The 16,930-nt window shown below is 61.6% G+C and carries 17 protein-coding genes and 2 tRNA genes; 8 read left to right on the forward strand and 11 right to left on the reverse strand.

The genetic code is table 11. From position 1 onward, the window contains the following. Positions 1 to 34: 34 nt before the first annotated feature. Genes nuoF through NDI72_RS19440 form a run of 6 tightly spaced genes read right to left on the reverse strand, consistent with a single transcriptional unit; the run spans position 35 to position 5,199 of the window. Positions 35 to 1,339, reverse strand: a complete 1,305-nt coding sequence (nuoF, locus tag NDI72_RS19415) for an NADH-quinone oxidoreductase subunit NuoF (protein ID WP_113156261.1) — start codon at positions 1,337 to 1,339, stop codon at positions 35 to 37. A gap of 11 nt (positions 1,340 to 1,350) precedes the next feature. After that, entirely contained in the window at positions 1,351 to 2,448 is a 1,098-nt protein-coding gene (locus tag NDI72_RS19420) for an NADH-quinone oxidoreductase subunit E (RefSeq protein WP_283801494.1), read from the reverse strand. After that, the gene (locus NDI72_RS19425) at positions 2,449 to 3,639 is read right to left on the reverse strand and encodes an NADH-quinone oxidoreductase subunit D (protein WP_113154952.1); all 1,191 of its coding nucleotides are present in this window, start codon (positions 3,637 to 3,639) and stop codon (positions 2,449 to 2,451) included. A 17-nt stretch (positions 3,640 to 3,656) separates the two neighbouring features. Then, entirely contained in the window at positions 3,657 to 4,259 is a 603-nt protein-coding gene (locus NDI72_RS19430) for an NADH-quinone oxidoreductase subunit C (RefSeq protein ID WP_113154951.1), read from the reverse strand. 8 nt (positions 4,260 to 4,267) lie between these two features. Further along, positions 4,268 to 4,843: a NuoB/complex I 20 kDa subunit family protein gene (locus tag NDI72_RS19435; protein ID WP_113154950.1), complete on the reverse strand. Its 576-nt coding sequence runs from the start codon at positions 4,841 to 4,843 to the stop codon at positions 4,268 to 4,270. Then, positions 4,834 to 5,199 (reverse strand): NADH-quinone oxidoreductase subunit A, encoded by a 366-nt coding sequence (locus NDI72_RS19440; RefSeq protein ID WP_113154949.1) that lies wholly within the window; start codon positions 5,197 to 5,199, stop codon positions 4,834 to 4,836. Before NDI72_RS19440 ends, NDI72_RS19435 begins: the two co-directional genes overlap by 10 nt. A gap of 384 nt (positions 5,200 to 5,583) precedes the next feature. Between NDI72_RS19440 and NDI72_RS19445 the strand changes: the two genes are divergently transcribed. The 6 genes from NDI72_RS19445 to NDI72_RS19470 all read left to right on the forward strand — a co-directional run bounded on the left by NDI72_RS19445 (position 5,584) and on the right by NDI72_RS19470 (position 12,032). After that, positions 5,584 to 6,792, forward strand: coding sequence for a winged helix-turn-helix domain-containing protein (locus tag NDI72_RS19445; RefSeq protein ID WP_283801495.1), 1,209 nt, complete (start codon positions 5,584 to 5,586; stop codon positions 6,790 to 6,792). Positions 6,793 to 6,835: 43 nt separating this feature from the next. Continuing rightward, the gene (locus tag NDI72_RS19450; RefSeq protein ID WP_283801496.1) at positions 6,836 to 7,072 is read left to right on the forward strand and encodes a hypothetical protein; all 237 of its coding nucleotides are present in this window, start codon (positions 6,836 to 6,838) and stop codon (positions 7,070 to 7,072) included. 163 nt (positions 7,073 to 7,235) lie between these two features. Next, positions 7,236 to 7,664, forward strand: coding sequence for a TadE/TadG family type IV pilus assembly protein (locus NDI72_RS19455; protein WP_283801497.1), 429 nt, complete (start codon positions 7,236 to 7,238; stop codon positions 7,662 to 7,664). A gap of 1 nt (position 7,665) precedes the next feature. Continuing rightward, complete coding sequence (locus NDI72_RS19460) at positions 7,666 to 9,426, forward strand: pilus assembly protein TadG-related protein (RefSeq protein WP_283801499.1); 1,761 nt, start codon at positions 7,666 to 7,668, stop codon at positions 9,424 to 9,426. Between the two features lie 168 nt (positions 9,427 to 9,594). Then, positions 9,595 to 11,151 (forward strand): VOC family protein, encoded by a 1,557-nt coding sequence (locus tag NDI72_RS19465; protein WP_283801500.1) that lies wholly within the window; start codon positions 9,595 to 9,597, stop codon positions 11,149 to 11,151. Beyond that, positions 11,148 to 12,032 carry a DMT family transporter gene (locus NDI72_RS19470; protein ID WP_206993517.1) on the forward strand — a complete coding sequence of 295 codons (885 nt, stop codon included), beginning with the start codon at positions 11,148 to 11,150 and terminating at the stop codon, positions 12,030 to 12,032. The genes NDI72_RS19465 and NDI72_RS19470 overlap by 4 nt, the downstream gene beginning before the upstream one ends. A gap of 20 nt (positions 12,033 to 12,052) precedes the next feature. Here NDI72_RS19470 and NDI72_RS19475 read toward each other — a convergent pair whose 3' ends face one another. Further along, positions 12,053 to 12,256 carry a hypothetical protein gene (locus NDI72_RS19475; protein ID WP_283801501.1) on the reverse strand — a complete coding sequence of 68 codons (204 nt, stop codon included), beginning with the start codon at positions 12,254 to 12,256 and terminating at the stop codon, positions 12,053 to 12,055. 92 nt (positions 12,257 to 12,348) lie between these two features. On the opposite strand from NDI72_RS19475, the gene NDI72_RS19480 reads away from it, so the two are divergent. Beyond that, a complete protein-coding gene (locus NDI72_RS19480; protein WP_113154941.1) occupies positions 12,349 to 12,588 on the forward strand; it encodes a PA2433 domain-containing protein in 240 nt (79 codons plus the stop codon). A 326-nt stretch (positions 12,589 to 12,914) separates the two neighbouring features. Here NDI72_RS19480 and NDI72_RS19485 read toward each other — a convergent pair whose 3' ends face one another. The 4 genes from NDI72_RS19485 to NDI72_RS19500 all read right to left on the reverse strand — a co-directional run bounded on the left by NDI72_RS19485 (position 12,915) and on the right by NDI72_RS19500 (position 16,398). Then, positions 12,915 to 14,141 carry a hypothetical protein gene (locus NDI72_RS19485; RefSeq protein WP_283801503.1) on the reverse strand — a complete coding sequence of 409 codons (1,227 nt, stop codon included), beginning with the start codon at positions 14,139 to 14,141 and terminating at the stop codon, positions 12,915 to 12,917. A 129-nt stretch (positions 14,142 to 14,270) separates the two neighbouring features. Next, positions 14,271 to 15,653, reverse strand: a complete 1,383-nt coding sequence (locus tag NDI72_RS19490) for a GGDEF domain-containing protein (protein ID WP_283801505.1) — start codon at positions 15,651 to 15,653, stop codon at positions 14,271 to 14,273. A 231-nt stretch (positions 15,654 to 15,884) separates the two neighbouring features. After that, positions 15,885 to 16,301, reverse strand: a complete 417-nt coding sequence (locus NDI72_RS19495; RefSeq protein ID WP_283801506.1) for a hypothetical protein — start codon at positions 16,299 to 16,301, stop codon at positions 15,885 to 15,887. A 20-nt stretch (positions 16,302 to 16,321) separates the two neighbouring features. Beyond that, positions 16,322 to 16,398 (reverse strand) — tRNA-Asp (locus NDI72_RS19500). A 185-nt stretch (positions 16,399 to 16,583) separates the two neighbouring features. Here NDI72_RS19500 and NDI72_RS19505 point away from each other — a divergent pair. Then, positions 16,584 to 16,659 (forward strand) — tRNA-Val (locus NDI72_RS19505). The last annotated feature ends 271 nt before the right edge of the window (positions 16,660 to 16,930 follow it).

Below are 16,930 nucleotides of genomic sequence, written 5' to 3' on the forward strand. Positions count from 1 at the left end.
GCCTCTCGCCCCTTCCGGAGCAAAATCTTCACTCTTATTCCGCTGCCACCAGTGCCGGCTGCACCTGATGACCATTGCGGGTGAATTCGTCGATACGCCGCTCGATTTCCGGGCGGAAATGACGCACGAGACCCTGGATCGGCCATGCAGCCGCATCGCCAAGGGCGCAGATCGTGTGTCCTTCCACCTGCTTCGTCACGTCGAGCAGCATGTCGATTTCGTGTTTCTGGGCCTGGCCGACGACCAGACGCTCCATCACACGCCACATCCAGCCGGTGCCTTCACGGCACGGCGTGCACTGGCCGCAGCTCTCGTGCTTGTAGAAGTAGGAGAGCCGCGCAATCGCCTTCACGATGTCAGTGGACTTGTCCATGACGATCACGGCGGCGGTGCCCAGACCCGACTTCAGCTCGCGCAGGCTGTCGAAGTCCATCGGCGTGTCAATGATCTCGTGCGCCGGCACCAGCGGCACCGAAGAACCGCCCGGAATGACTGCGAGGAGATTGTCCCAGCCGCCGCGAATGCCGCCGCAATGGCGTTCGATCAGCTCGCGGAACGGGATCGACATCTCTTCTTCCACCGTGCACGGCGTGTTCACGTGACCGGAGATGCAGAAGAGCTTCGTGCCCTTGTTGTTCTCACGCCCGAAGGAGGAGAACCAGGACGCGCCGCGGCGCAGAATGGTCGGCGCAACGGCGATGGATTCGACGTTGTTCACGGTGGTCGGGCAGCCATAGAGACCGACATTGGCCGGGAATGGCGGCTTGAGACGCGGCTGGCCCTTCTTGCCTTCAAGGCTTTCGAGCAGCGCGGTTTCCTCACCGCAGATATAAGCGCCGGCGCCGTGATGAACGAAGACGTCCATGTCCCAGCCGCACTTGTTGTTCTTGCCCAGAAGGCCCGCGTCGTAGCACTCGGCGATGGCGCGCTCGAGCGCCTCGCGCTCACGCACGAATTCGCCACGCACATAGATGTATGCGGTGTGCGCGCCCATGGCGAAGCCAGCGATCAGGCAGCCCTCGATCAGCGTGTGCGGATCGTGGCGCATGATGTCGCGGTCTTTACAGGTGCCCGGCTCCGACTCGTCGGCATTGACGACGAGGTAATGCGGACGGTCGCCCGGCTCTTTCGGCATGAACGACCATTTGAGACCGGTCGGGAAGCCGGCGCCACCGCGCCCGCGCAGGCCCGAAGCCTTCATCTCGTTGATGATCCAGTCGCGGCCCTTGTCGACCAGTCCCTTCGTGTTGTCCCAGAGGCCGCGCGACTGCGCGCCCTTCAGCGAACGGTCGAACTGGCCGTAGATATTGGTAAAGATGCGGTCCTTGTCAGCGAGCATGGCTTCGTCCCTCACCTCGGCTTCTTGCCGAAGACCTTGATGTATTCGGCTTCGCCGCCCTTGGCGAGCGCCTTGGCCTGCTTGACCCAGTCGTCGCGCTCAATGCGGCCATGGAAACTCAGATATCCGTCAACCCACTCGCGCTCGGCCTTCTTCCACTTGGCGACCTGCGCAAAGGTGAAAATGCCGATCTCGTGCAGAATGCCTTCGATCTTCGGACCGACGCCGGAAATCAGCTTCAGATCGTCCGTTTCAGCCGGACGCTCAATGCCTTCGGGGCGGTTCTTGTCTTCAAGGCTCGGCTTCGCGGCCTTCTGCGGCGCGCTCTTGGCGGTTGCAGAGGTCGCACCATTGTCGGCCTTGACCGGCGACGGCGATTTGATGGCCGGATCGGTCACGGTTGCATACGTGTCGGGCTTGGCTGCCTGAGACGGCGGAACCTTCGTCCCGGTGGCGGCTGCCCTGGAAGAGGAAGCCTTCGCCTTGCCGGTGACGGCCTTCTCGTCGGTCAGCGCGGTCAGACCGCCAGCCGCACCGGAGAAGATGCGGTCGATCTGCGGACCGGGTTCGATCGTGTCGCCCTTGCCTGCCTCGAATGCATCGATGATCTCTTCGAGACGCTGCGGCGTCAGATCCTCATAGGTGTCCTTGAAGATCATGACCATCGGTGCGTTGACGCATGCGCCCTGGCACTCGACTTCTTCCCACGACAGCGTGCCTTCCTCATTGAGGTGGAACGGCTCGGGATTGATCTTCTTCTTGCACAGCTCGATGAGCTCGCCCGAACCACGCAGCATGCACGGCGTGGTGCCGCAGACCTGAATGTGGGCGCGCGTGCCAACGGGCGCGAGCTGGAACTGGGTGTAGAAGGTCGCCACTTCCAGAACACGGATCAGCGGCATGTCCAGCATTTCTGCGACATGCTCGATGGCTGCGCGCGTGACCCAGCCTTCCTGCTCCTGCGCCAGCATGAGCAGCGGGATCACCGCCGACTGCTTGCGGTCCTGCGGGTATTTGCCCAGCCAGCGCTTCACCTCCCCGCTCATGGCGGAGGAGAATGCGAAGCTTTCGGGCTGGACGGCTTCGTCTGCGAGACGGCGGACTGACATTTATCTGTCTACCTCACCAAACACGATGTCGAGGGAGCCAAGAACGGCGGCGACGTCGGCCAGAAGATGGCCGCGGCACAGGAAATCCATGGCCTGGAGATGAGCAAAGCCCGGTGCGCGCAGCTTGCAGCGATAGGGCTTGTTGGAGCCGTCGGAGACCAGATAGACGCCGAACTCGCCCTTGGGCGCTTCCACAGCCGCGTAAACCTCGCCCGCGGGGACGTGGTAGCCTTCGGTGTAGAGCTTGAAGTGATGGATCAGCGCTTCCATCGACCGCTTCATCTCGCCACGCTTGGGCGGGACGACCTTGCCGTCGGTGTTGGAAACCGGGCCGACACGCTCCTTGCCAAGAAGACGATCAACGCACTGGCGCATGATCTTCGCCGACTGGCGCATCTCTTCCATACGGATGAGATAGCGGTCGTAGCAGTCGCCGTTCTTGCCGATCGGAATGTCGAATTCCATCTCCGGATAGCACTCATAGGGCTGGCTCTTGCGCAGATCCCATGCAGCGCCCGAACCACGCACCATAACGCCCGAGAAGCCCCAGGCCCATGCTTCTTCCAGCGTCACGACGCCGATGTCGACGTTACGCTGCTTGAAGATGCGGTTGCCGGTCAGAAGGCTGTCGAGATCGTCCAGCGTCTTGTGGAACGGATCGATCCACTTGCCGATGTCCTCGACCAGCTGGTCGGGAATGTCCTGATGAACGCCGCCGGGACGGAAATAGGCTGCGTGCATGCGCGCGCCACAGGCCCGCTCATAGAACACCATCAGCTTTTCGCGTTCCTCGAAGCCCCACAGCGGCGGGGTGAGCGCGCCCACGTCCATCGCCTGTGTGGTGACGTTCAGGAGATGGTTCAGAATACGGCCGATCTCGGAATAGAGAACGCGGATAAGCTGTCCGCGGATCGGCACCTGAATGTCGAGCAGACGCTCGATCGCCAGGGCATAGGCATGCTCCTGGTTCATCGGCGCGACGTAATCGAGACGGTCCAGATAGGGCACGGCCTGCAGATAGGTCTTGTGCTCCATCAGCTTTTCGGTGCCGCGGTGCAGCAGACCGATATGCGGATCGACTCGTTCCACCACCTCGCCGTCGAGTTCCAGCACCAGACGCAGAACGCCGTGGGCCGCCGGATGCTGCGGGCCGAAGTTGATGTTGAAATTGCGGACGGAGTGCTCAGTCATCTGGCGCTGCCCAACCTCTAGTCTTTCGCCTTCTCATCACCGGGCAGGACGTAATCCGTCCCTTCCCACGGCGAGAGGAAATCGAAATTGCGGAATTCCTGCCTCAGATTGACGGGCTCGTAGACGACGCGCTTCAGCTCGTCATCATAGCGGACCTCGACAAAGCCGGTCAGCGGGAAGTCCTTGCGGAGCGGATGCCCTTCGAAACCGTAATCGGTCAGAAGGCGGCGCAGGTCCGGATGGCCGGTAAACAGAACGCCGTACATGTCGTAGGTTTCACGCTCATACCAGTCGGCGGCGGGAAACACTTCCACGACCGACGGCACCGGCGTGTCCTCATCCGTCGACACCTTGACGCGAACGCGCTGGTTCTGGCGCGGCGACAGGAGATGGTAGACCACCTCGAACCGCTTCTCGCGCGCCGGATAATCCGCGCCTGCAATGTCGACAAAGGCGAAGAACTGGCACTGCACGTCGTTCTTCAGAAAGTTGAGCACATCGACGATGTCACCCGGCTCGACCAGGAAGGTCAGCTCGCCATAGGCGACGACCGCATCCTGAATCTGGGCGTCGAGCTTTTCCGTGACGTATGCCGCCAGGTCCTTCAGCGCTTCGCTCATGCTCGCCTCTAACGTTCGATCGTGCCGGTGCGACGGATCTTCTTCTGGAGAAGAAGAATGCCGTAAAGCAGCGCTTCCGCCGTGGGCGGGCAGCCGGGCACATAGATATCGACAGGCACGACGCGATCGCAGCCGCGCACCACCGAATAGGAATAGTGATAGTAGCCGCCGCCATTGGCGCACGAGCCCATGGAGATGACGTAACGCGGCTCCGGCATCTGGTCGTAGACCTTGCGGAGCGCAGGCGCCATCTTGTTGGTCAGCGTGCCGGCGACGATCATCACGTCGGACTGGCGCGGTGAAGCGCGCGGCGCGATGCCGAAACGCTCTGCATCGTAGCGCGGCATGGAGATGTGCATCATCTCGACGGCGCAGCAGGCCAGACCGAAGGTCATCCACATGAGCGAGCCGGTGCGCGCCCAGGTGATCAGCGCTTCCGACGACGTGACGATGAAGCCCTTGTCGGAAAGCTCGTTGTTGAGGCCCGTGTAAAACGGATCGTCCGCGCCGACCGGATTACCGGTGCGGGGGTCGATCAGCCCCTTGGGCTGGGGCGCCACGAGCGTGCCGTTGTTCAATCCCATTCCAGCGCTCCCTTCTTCCATTCGTAGATGAAGCCGATGGTCAGAACACCGAGGAACACCATCATAGACCAGAAGCCAAGCCAGCCGATTTCGCCGAACGCCACCGCCCACGGGAAGAGGAACGCGACTTCCAGATCGAAGATGATGAACAGAATCGCCACCAGATAGAAGCGCACGTCGAATTTCATGCGCGCGTCGTCGAATGCGTTGAAGCCGCACTCATAGGCCGACAGCTTCTCCGGATCCGGGTTGCGGTAGGCCACCAGGAACGGGGCAACCACAAGCGCAATTGCGACGACGAGGGCGACGCCGATGAAAATAACGATAGGTAGGTATGAACTCAGAAGCTCATTCATGGTCCGACTTTCCGTTGCCCGCCGCGGGCGAGGCTGCGTATCAAAGGCCCGTAACCGGGGTTTGTGCGCCGCTAGCCGAGGCAGCAAGGCTAGGCTCATGTTGCAACGCGGCGAGGGTTAGCGCAGGGCGCTTGGCGAAGCAAGTCAAACATTGGCGAGAATGCGGCATTGTCTAAAGCATTTCCGCCGTTTTTCGCCTGCCCCACACGGTTTCGCCGCGTTTCATGAGCGGACTTAACGCATAAAATCGGTGTGTAAAGAGTTACCTCCGCCCTGTCATCGTCCTGTCAGGAGAGGTTGCGGCTGCGAAGCCTGTCGGGTGGCGCGGCCGGAAACGAAACGCTACGTCTTGTGTATATTGGACACGCGAATTCGGCAAAGCCCATGAGAAAGCAGCGACTCACGCCCGCCGAGGTGCGGCGAATTGCCCTCGGAGCCCAGGGGTTTTCCACTGCTGCGCCGGCAAACGGTGTGGAGAGGCAGCATCTAAGGCGCACGCTTGCACGAACCGGCCTTCTGCAGATCGACTCGGTGAATGTCGTCGCGCGCGCCCATCTGATGCCGCTTTATGCGCGACTCGGCCCCTACCCCGTCGAACTTCTGGAGCGCGCCCAGTCCAGAAAGCCGCGCATGCTCTTTGAATACTGGGCGCATGAAGCTTCGCTCCTCCCTGTGGAGACACAGCCCCTGATGCGCTGGCGCATGGAGCGGGCGGCGCGCGGCCAGGGTGTCTACAAGGGGCTCGTGCGGTTCGCCCGTGAAGAAAACGCCTTCATTGAGCATGTATATGAGCGCGTCGCAGACGAAGGCCCGATTGCCGCCTCGGCTTTCGGCGGCGACCGGGGCGATGGCGGCTGGTGGGGCTGGAGCAAGACCAAGAAGGCGCTGGAATGGCTGTTCTGGTGCGGCCGCATCACCACGCATTCACGCCGCCCGAGCTTCGAGAGGCTCTACGATCTGCCCGGGCGCGTGCTGCCGCAGAGCGTGCTCGACACGCCCACACCACGCGAAGACGATGCGCAGCGCGCGCTGGTGGAGATTGCCGCACGTGCACTGGGTGTCGCCACCGAACCGGACCTGCGCGACTATTTTCGCCTGAAACCGGCCGACTCGCAGGCCCGCGTTGCAGAACTGGTGGAGGCCGGCGCGCTGCTGCCGGTCGAGATTACGGGCTGGCGCAACACGGCCTATCTGCACCGGGACGCAAAGCTTCCGCGTCGCGTCGACAGGCCCGCCCTGCTCTCGCCCTTCGATCCCGTGGTCTGGGAGCGCGACCGCGCCGAACGCATCTTCGGCTTCCGCTACCGCATCGAGATCTACACGCCGGCCCACAAGCGCGTGCATGGATATTACGTGCTGCCGTTTCTCATGGGCGACCGTATCGTCGCCCGCGTCGACCTGAAGGCCGACCGCGCCAGACGCACGCTTCTGGTCCAGGCGGCCCATGCCGAACCGCATGCGCCGGCAGAAACGGCGGAGGCCTTGTCTTGTGAACTACAGCGGTTCGCCAACTGGCTGGAACTGGAGAGCGTTTCCATCATGGAGCGAGGTGATCTTGCCTCTGCTCTCATCGCGTACAAAAAGGCGGCCTGAGCCACGGAATTTGCTTAGCCGGAACGGTTTCAGGAAACAGAAAATGCAACCTCCGGCTATCTTACTGTCAAATCCACGCTCTTTTTTTGGCCCTTTTCACAACGCTTTATACGCGAGAGAAGCAAAAAGCCGCTCTTTACGCGACATTTGTTCAAATCCGGAAATTGGTGTCTTTTTTCAATCTTTGGATGAAGCCGACAGATACATGCGCCCTGCACAAACCCGCGCAAAACCGGGCATCGAGGCGCAGAGCATTCTCCCGCAATCATTACTTGCATAACCTTGAGTTGTCCTGTAGATTGTTGAAATATATTTATCTAGGGTTGCTTTCAATTTAAAATTAAACCCCAGATTGCATAGACCTATACTACAAGTTTATAGCTCGCTTTATTCTTTGTTTAATTTTGCTCCTGAATCCTGATGCCGGGCTTGGGAGTATTGGAATGACAAAAAGAATTATCAGAAAATTTCTGGACCGATCGGACGGCAAGGCAGCTCTCGAATTCGCGATCATCGCACCTGTGTTTTTCCTGACGGTCTTCTCGATGATCGCCTATGGGATCTATCTGAGCGCATCGCACTCCGTGCAACAGGTGAGCGCCGACGCGGCGCGAGCGGCGGTTGCCGGTCTTTCCCAGACCGAGCGGCAGACAATCGCACGCGACTTCATTGAGCAGTCGATGATGGACCACCCGTTCATCAATGCCGAGAAGTTCAACATCGATGTCGCTGACGATGCCGGTAATCCAAACCAGTTTACGGTAACCGTCAAATACGACGCCAGCGATCTGCCGATCTGGTCGCTCTATTCATATGCGATGCCGGACAAGGAGATTGTCGGTTTCTCGACCATCCGGCTCGGAGGCCTCTGAGATGCGGGCGCTGCTTCCCCTCGCCCGCCGCTTTGTGAGAGACACCAGGGCCAATGTCGCGACGCTGTTCGCGCTCTTCCTGCCGATCATGATCGGCTGCCTGGCGCTTGCAGTCGATTATGGCAATCTCACGCTTCAGGACCGCAAGCTGCAAAAGGCGGCGGACCTTGCCTCCATCGTGGCGGCGGCAGACATCGTCAACGCGGAAGAAGCGGTGGCGAAGTTCTTCGCGCTCAACAACCACAACATTGCAGTCGAGACCGAAGACGGCCTCCTGCTTGATGAGCGATATCTGACGGAAAAAGAGTATATCGACCAGCAAAAGCGCGGCGTCGCCAGGCTTGTACGTGGTCGCTACTATCCCGACCCGTCAATCGCCGCAAATCTGCGCTTTGTGGAGATGGAGACCTCGCCGGACGCCGCCAAGGTGACGATCCGGAAGGAAGGCAACATCTATTTCGGGTCTCTCTTCACCGATGCGCCCGAGCTCTTCGCCGTTGGAACGGCCTCGTCGGAGAAACTGGCCGGCTTTTCGGTCGGCTCCCGCCTCGCCAGCCTGAACGGAGGCATTCTCAACAGCCTTCTTGGCGGCCTTCTGGGCACAACGATCTCACTCAAGGCGATGGACTATGAGGCGCTGCTCGACGCGGATGTCGATGTGCTCGCCTTCATACAGACACTGGCGACAAGGCTGGACCTGACCGCCCTCACCTATGACGAGATCCTGGCAACGGATCTGACGCTGCCGCAACTTCTGTCCACGATCCGGCTGACAAGCGGCGTTCCGCCCACGGTGCAGACCGTGCTCAAGACGCTTGAGACAGCCACGTCCAAAAACGCCGAAACGATCCGGCTGGACCGCATCCTCAATCTCGACGCCAAGAATGCCCTGACACTGGCGACAGACGCGCCATGGGACATGAAGATCGGCGTTCTGGAGATCATCACGGCGGCAGCGGCACTCGCCAATGGCGAAAACCAGATTGCCGTCGACACGGGGCTCAGCCTGCCGCCACTGACGAATCTTTCCGTCAGCCTGGCGATCGGCGAACCGCCGGTGGGTACGCCAAGCCACGCGCTCGGCCCGATCGGAACCGCCGTAAGAACGGCGCAGACCCGGCTGAAGGTCTCGTTTGAACTCGACATCAACCTGATCGTCCTGCGCACCAAGCTTCGCGTGCCGCTCTATGTGGAAGTCGCCCATGCCGAGGCGCGGCTTGCCGACATTCAGTGCAGCCCCTCCTCGCCCAACAGCGGCAGCGTCACCATCGACGCCATGCCCGGCGTTCTGGAAGTGGCGCTCGGCGAGGTGGACGACAGCGTTCTGTCGACATTCTCGGAGGAAGCGCGCGTGACCCCGGCCAAGATGATCGATGTCGACGGGCTGCTCTCCATCTCGCTCGAAGGCATGGCCCATATCGAGGGACAGAACCTGCGCCCGTCGCGGCTTCGGTTTTCCGATTCCGACATTCATCAGGCGCGTGTGAAGAGTGTGTCCACGCGCAACCTTCTGGGCTCGGTGACCGGCTCGCTGCTCGAAAACCTTCAGTTGGAGGCAAAGGTTCTGGGCGGCTCGCTGCTGGGCGGCACGCTCCTGAACGGCCCTCTGGTGCAGGGAACCGTGAAAACGCTTCTGGCGGGCCTGACAGCCCCCATCGACGAACTTCTCTACAATGTGCTGGCGCTTGCCGGCGTGAAGATCGGCGAAGCCGATGTTCGGGTCACCGGTGTCAGCTGCGAACGGCCGGTCCTAGTTCAGTAATTACCCAAGCAGACCGTCCAAAACTGCCCCGCAACCAGCGTTGCGGGGCTTTTTTTATTGAGCTTCACGCTGGCTTGCGGAAGTGCCGCACCAATGCCATCTGGACGCCGACGGGCGCCGGTGCCACCTTCCAGACAATCGAGTGCAGTTTCGCAGAAAGAACAGACCATGAGCAGCGGCATCCATCACATCACGCTGATAACCCGCAAGGTGCAGGCCAATGTGGATTTCTATGCCGGTTTTCTGTGGCTGCGGCTGGTCAAGCAGACGGCGGGTTTCGAGGATGCCGAGCAGTTGCACCTGTTCTATGGCGACGCGGCCGGCACGCCGGGCTCGCTCGTTACCTTTCTTGTCTGGGAAGACGGTGCGCCGGGCCGCGCAGGCTATGGCCAGATCGGTGAGTTCGCACTCGCCATTCAACCGGAGAGCATCGGCTTCTGGCTGACGCGCGCGCTCGCCGCCGGCCTCAGGCCGGAGGGACCGCGCAACGAGCTGGGCGAACCCGTGCTGCGGCTGAAGGATCCAGACGGGATCATCATCAAACTCGTGGGCGTTGCCGGACTGCGCCATGCAGCCCCCTGGGCGGCTGACGGCATTCCGCCGGAACATGCAGTCGGCAATCTGCGCAGCGCGACGCTCTTCACCGAGGAGCAGGATCTGACGCGCGCCTTCTTCACCACGCATTTCGGCTATCGCCCAGGAATGAGCGACGGTGCCATCGAACGCCTTGTCTCCGACACGGGCGACGCGCTTGATCTGCGCAATGTGCAGGGTTTCTGGTCAAGCGCGCCGGGCGCTGGCACGGTCGACCACATCGCCCTTCGCGCAACTTCCGAACAGGCGCTGGAAGCGACCGAGGCGAGCCTCAGGCGCAGCAATGCGACACCCACCACGATCCATGATCGCAAATATTTCACCTCGCTTTATGCCCGCGAGCCAGGCGGCGTTCTCGTCGAGATGGCAACCGATGCGCCGGGAATGGGCGTGGATGAGCCGCAGGAGACGCTGGGAAGCACGCTTTTCATTCCGCAGGCCCCGGCCGGGGATGAAGATGCCTTCCGCGTGGTGCTGCCGCAATTCGCGATGCCCGGCGAACCGCGCGTGATCTATCGTGAGCTTCCATTCGTGCACCGTTTCCACACGCCAGAAACGCCCGATGGCGGGCACATCGTGCTTCTGCATGGGTCCGGCGGCACGGAGACCAGCCTGATGCCGCTTGCCGCACGCACGGCCCCGCACGCCACGCTTCTGGGGGTGCGCGGTAGGGCCACCGAGGAAGGTGCAGCGCGCTGGTTCCGCCGCCTGCCGCAGATGCGCTTCGATCAGGCCGACATTCGCTCCGAGGCGGAAGCCTTTGAAGCCTTCTGCGAAGGCGCTGCCGCCGCCTATGGGGTCAAAGCCTCCAACACGGTGCATATGGGCTATTCCAACGGAGCGAATTTTCTGGCCGCCTTCATGCGGCTTCACCCGGGCTGGGTGCGCAAAGCGGTGCTTATCCGTCCGATGGATGTGCTGGAGGAATCACCAGAGGCCGATCTTACGGGCGTTGAGGTGTTGATGGTCGTCGGTGCGGAAGACCGCCTGACCCGGCAGCCGCAGGCCCTGTGCGACACGCTCAGCACCGCCGGCGCGACGGTGACCGTGGAAACGGTGGCGGCAGGCCACTTCCTGACCGAGGCAGACGACCCGGTCGTGCAGTCCTGGCTGGAGACCCATACCCCATGACCGTTGAGACCGCAGACGCCCGAAACAGCCCCGGACCGGCCATTGCCACCATTTGCCTTGGCGTGCTTTGCCTTGTGTTCAACGACGCCATGGCGAAATGGCTTACCGCCCATTACGGCCCGCTGCACATCGTGTTCTGGCGCAACATTCTGGCCGTGCCAATGATCGCCGCCTTCATCATCGCCACGCAGGGCCTGCCGGCGATCCGCACGCGGCATCTGGCCGTCCACGCGGCCCGTGGCTTCGTGATGGTGCTTGGAAGCTACGCTTTCTTTCGCGGTCTCGCCACGCTGCCGCTGGCCGAAGCCACATCGCTGGTCTTTGCCGCGCCGATCTTCATCACCGCGCTCTCGGTGCCGCTTCTGCGTGAGCATGTGGGCTGGCGGCGCTGGCTGGCCGTGTGCGTCGGCTTTGCCGGTGTTCTGGTGATTGTGCGACCGGGGGCGGAAGCCTTCCAGCCAGCCTCGCTGTTCATCGTCGGGACGGCCTTCTGCTACGCGCTGTTCATGATCAGCGCGCGCTGGGTCGGACGCGAGGAGAATGTCTGGACGATGATGTTCTATGTGGCGCTGTTTCCGCTCATCTACGCCACGCCCGTTGTGGCGATGGAGTGGCAGCCGCTTGCGCTTGATCACCTGCCGCTTTTCCTCGGCATGGCGGTGTTCGGCTCCATTGGCATAACGCTGATCGGCCATGCGTTCCGCCTCGCCCCTGCCGCCATCGTCGCGCCCTTCGATTACACCGCGCTTCTTTGGGCAAGCCTGCTGGGCTGGCTGGTCTGGGGCGAACTGCCCGACGGCTGGACCTATGTGGGCGCGGCCATCATCATTGCCAGCGGCGTCTATATCGTTCTTCGCGAAACCCGTATGGCGCGCAAATAGGCGCGCCGGCGGGGCTTCTGTCAGATCGCCGTGGCGCGCAGGATGAGCGCCGGCATGTCGAACACCACAGAACCATCCGCCTGCCTGAAGGGTGCGAGCGCTGCCTCGCTCTCTTCAAGAAGCCGTTCGAACTGCTGGTCATCGAGCAGACCGCCTTCAGCCGCGCCTTCAAAAAAGCCACGGGACTTTCTCCATCCGCCTGGCGCAATCGATAGGGCCAGCATTGGAGCGAAGCGCTCAAGCGTGTATGATACCGGCTTCCCGCCACACGGCAGGCTATCAACACAAACACCGTGTGGCCCAAGTGGAGGAGATCATGAAACGCCTTGCACTCATTGCCGCGCTCGCCCTTTTCATGCCGGCCAGCGCGCTCGCAAACTCATGCCCGATCCTGATGTCGGAAATCGATGAGGCGATGCAGGTCGCATCGCTGTCGGACGGCGACAGGGCGCGTGTGGAAGAACTGCGCGCACAGGGTCAGGTCCAGCACGAGGCCGGTGACCACGCGGCTTCCATGCAGAGCCTCGGAGAAGCGAAACGCATTCTCGGCCTCTGATGCATGTGACGCCTCTAATGTAAGTGACAACGTGATTGTGCGCCGGCTGAAAAGCCGGCCCGGCGCACCGAACGATGCAACACAGGGCGCGGGCCTGCTTCCAGACAACAAAAAAGCGGGCCTGAGCCCGCTTCCTTCGTTCCCGTGACTTTCGAGGGTGCCGGTACCTTCATGGTCACCACACGGTCTTCCGGGTCGAATACAGCAACCGGTCGGGGAACCTCACCACATATCTTGCAGGACGTCCCGCGCCGGCCCGGCTGCCGACCACGCTGATATGGGGAGGCAGCCTGAGCCTTTCAAGCCCGGAAAGAGAATGGCGTCAGCTATTGGGCTGCAATCACCTCTTCCTCGCCCTCTCCTTCAGCATCCGCCTGCTCGCCTTCAGCCTGTTCACCGTCCGGCTGTTCCTGCCCTTCAGCCTCAAGGCTTTCGCGCACCTCGTCGATCTTGCCTTCCGCCTCGCCAACGCCGAGCAGGTCTTTCGCCCAGCTCAGCATTTCGTCGTCGACATAGGCGTCAGCGCCATACTCTTCGACACGGTTGGGATTGGCCGCCGCCAGAAGCGCTTCGGTGAGCGCCTGATCGTCGGTCTCGCCTTCATAGGCGTCGGCCCTGGCCTGCGCTTCATCGAGATCGCCTTCCACCTCCACGAGCGAAGCATAGGCGTCGCTGGCAAGCGCATCCTCAAGTGCTGCGCGCTCGGCCTCGAGCAGTGCGGCGTCCTCCTCGGAAAGCGCTTCTGCATCGACGGCATCGAGTGCATCAAGACGCGCCTCGAGGTCTTCGGTGCCGAGACCCTGATAATCGAACCCGTCATGGGCTTCGATCCCGGCGGTCATCGCCTGAACGGCCTCAGCGGCTGCGGCAGCCCTGGCTTCCAGTTCCTCGATATCGGCCCCGAGCATCTCGGCCTCCGCCGATGCAAGAACATAGGCCCGGATCGCCGTCATGCGCGGGTCACTGGCGTTCAGATAGGCATGATAGTTGCGGTTCAGCGAATTCAGCCCCGCGAGCTTGGCGTTGAAGTTGCGCGGACGTTCCGGCCGCGCCTGCGGCACCGGTGCGCTTGCCGGCAGAACCTGAGCGGGGCGGTAGGCGCGCGCCGTGCGGGTTTTCTGCTTGGAAGCAGGCCGCGCCGCGCGCTGCGCCTTGCCTGGCGCTTCTCGTTTGCCGCCAAGAGCGTTGCGCGCAGCACCGACGACATTGTCGATGAAGCCGCCAATGCCTTTGTTGCCCTGACCGCGCGCGTTCTGGTTTGCGCGTTCCGATCCGCGCCGGACGCCGGAGCGCGCCGCGCCATTGCCGCCGCCATGGGATTTGCCGGCCTGGCTCTTGCCGCTGCCGCCGCCATGCCCGCCGCCATGCCCGCCGCCGTTTCCACCACCATTGCCGCCGCCGTTTCCGCCACCGTTGCCACCGCCATTACCGCCGCCCTTGGCGAGCGCATCGACCGAGAAGGCCGATGGCGACAGGTTGGAGCCGGACAGCATGACAGGCGCGGCCATGAGCGCGGAAGCGCAGGCCAGAGTGATGGCTAAACGGGACAGCATGGCAATCTCCTCGACAGAATCTTCGCCCGGAGGTTAGCCGGCGTTCAGTAACCGCAGAAATAACGATTTATGTGGGAATCAAAACAAACTCGAACATCCGGTCGCCAGACAGCCGAGCCTGCGCATTTCTCAGGCAGCATCCTCGTCGCGATGCAGCTGATGAACCTCGATGCGGTTGCGCCCCAGATCCTTCGCCCGGTAGAGCGCGCCGTCGGCCTTCTCCAGAAGGGTATCCAGATCCACGGATGCGCCTTCGCTCGCGGCAAGCCCGACGCTCAGAGTGACGGTCAGGGAGATCGTGTCGTCGTTGAGGGTCATGGTCTGGGCGAAGACGCTGCGAATTCGCTCGGCCACCTCCAGCGCCTCGCTGCGACGGCATTTGGAAAGAAGAACCGCGAATTCCTCGCCGCCCACCCGGCCGACAATGTCATTGCGGCGCAGGCAGGCATTGATGCGGGCAGCCGCGATGGCGATCACCTGATCCCCGGCCGCGTGCCCGTATCTGTCATTGATCGCCTTGAAGTGGTCGATGTCGATCATCAGGGCCGCAAAGGGCTGGGAGAAGCGGTTGAGCGAGCGGATGGCTGTCGCCGCTTCTTCCTGAAACGCCCCGCGGTTGAAAACGCCGGACAGCGTGTCGTGGGTCGCAAGATGCGAGAGCTCGCCGATAAGCCGCTTCTGCTTCGCCATGGCGCTCGCCAGCATCATCGGCGCAAGCGCAATCAGGCTGACGCCGAGCCGCATGGAAATCAGTCCGCTCTCGGTCGTCACATCCACCACATTGGGGAAATAGCCGGCCGACAGCGCCAACAGGCTCCAGAAGCTGAAGATCGAAGTCAGAAGCACGGTGAGGAAGCGCGGATAGACAATGGCGCTCCAAAGCAGAGCCGGAACCGGGAACGCGATGGCGCCCGGCCCGCCGATCTGCACGCTGACCGCGCAGGATGCGACGAGCGCCAGCGCCGGAAGCGTCAGGCGCAGCAGATCCATGCGCGATGCGCTTTTGGGAAGCGACACCCGGCGGGCGGTCAGCATGACCGGGAGAATGGCCACGTAATTGGCGAATTCCGTGACGAACCAGAAGGACCAGCCGCCAAGCGAGGAGCCGCCGAACAGAACCGGATTGGCAACCGCGCCCACCAGGCCCGCAAGGAAAGCCCCGAATCCGATGGCCGCGACCATCAGAGGAATCGATTCCGGCGTTTTCAGGCGGATCGTGTCACGCGAATAGCGCCGCAGCAGAAAATAAGCGCCGCCAACACCGACAAGATTGGCGGCCGTGAGAATCAGCGTCTTGAACAGGGTCGAGCCGGTCAGAAGGTCTGCCGCGAGGAAGCCCAGCGTCGCCATGCCCCAGCCAAACGGCTTCGCGGTCGCCGGAAAGCGCAACAGCATTCCCAGCATGATCGCATTCGCGGGCCAGACGGTCGCCAGAAAATCGACGGGGCGCGTATAGATGCCGACAAGACAGGCGCACAAGACCACCGCGCCGATCAACAGCGCTGCCGGCACTTGCCCGAACCCCGGGACTGCCGCTTGCGCCCCACTGGCTTCCCGCCCAATCAGCACAGATACGAACTCCATCTACAATCGAAGATCAGAGTATCGGCCAAAACTCACCCTCCGGTTAAGAGGTCGGCTAACGAACTGACTGTGGCGATCTGTGGAGGTTATGGTTAATCGGCTTATGCAGATTCCATTAAATTTAGAGGCATAGGCTGGCGGATTATGAGACCGAGCCAACTAATAGCCTTTTTGTTTCGCGCCGCCCTGCTTCTGTCGCCGGCGACGATCGCGGTCCTTACCTTCATTTATCTGGTGCAGACCGCCGAACAGCGCGACATTCCGCCGAGTGTTGACAGAATCCACACGGCGACGATCCGCTGACGCCCCTGCCCTGACAGGACGACATGGAATCACGGATTGCCGGCTCGCGTGGCCGACCCGGGAGTGAATCGGCGTCAGATCAGAAAAATCAGAGAAAAGCGGCCCGCCCGTGCGTGGCTGCGAATCGCACATGGCGATTCGTACGCAGAGCAAGCGATTGGACCAAAAACCGATAACCGGCTCAATTGAGAGCGGTGCGATAATCTGCTTTGAAATCAGGAAGAAGAAGCCATTTGGCAGAGAGTGTATTTCACTCTTTAGCGCGGCCGCCACTTCTCCAGGGAGAGGAGAAGTGGCGCGAGTGACGGGGCTCGAACCCGCGACCTCCGGCGTGACAGGCCGGCACTCTAACCATCTGAGCTACACCCGCGCTTGAGGCGCTCTGCCGTGGCAGCAACGCGTCGATGAGCGCTGAATTAGGGGGTTCTTGCGGGAGTGTCAAGCGCCCCAAACCCACTTTGTGAAACTTTCTTGATCTTATTCGAATTCGCTCTGAAAAAGCTCTTTTCCACTTGCGATCCGATCGCGAAGCACCTAAAGGAAGCGGCTTGGAATGGGCGATTAGCTCAGTTGGTAGAGCGCTTCGTTTACACCGAAGATGTCGGGAGTTCGAGTCTCTCATCGCCCACCATTCCAACCCCTTGAAATCCCTACAAAGCCTTGACCCAAAAGGGTTTCCGTCCATAACGATGTTACAAACTTCGTTACAAAATGGGTGCGACGGATGGCGGGTAAAGTAAGGCATCTTCTGAATCGTGACGGGCGATATTTTGCTCGACTGATCGTCCCCAAAGAGCTTCGCCCCTTCAATGGTGGCAAATCAGAGCTGCGCACCCCTCTCGGCCCAGATCGTCGCACTGAAGTGGTCCCACTTTTTCGGACAGTTCTGCAGCTTTGCTAAG

This window comes from Nitratireductor sp. GZWM139 (genome assembly GCF_030068685.1).
Taxonomy (GTDB): Bacteria; Pseudomonadota; Alphaproteobacteria; order Rhizobiales; family Rhizobiaceae; genus Nitratireductor; species Nitratireductor aquimarinus.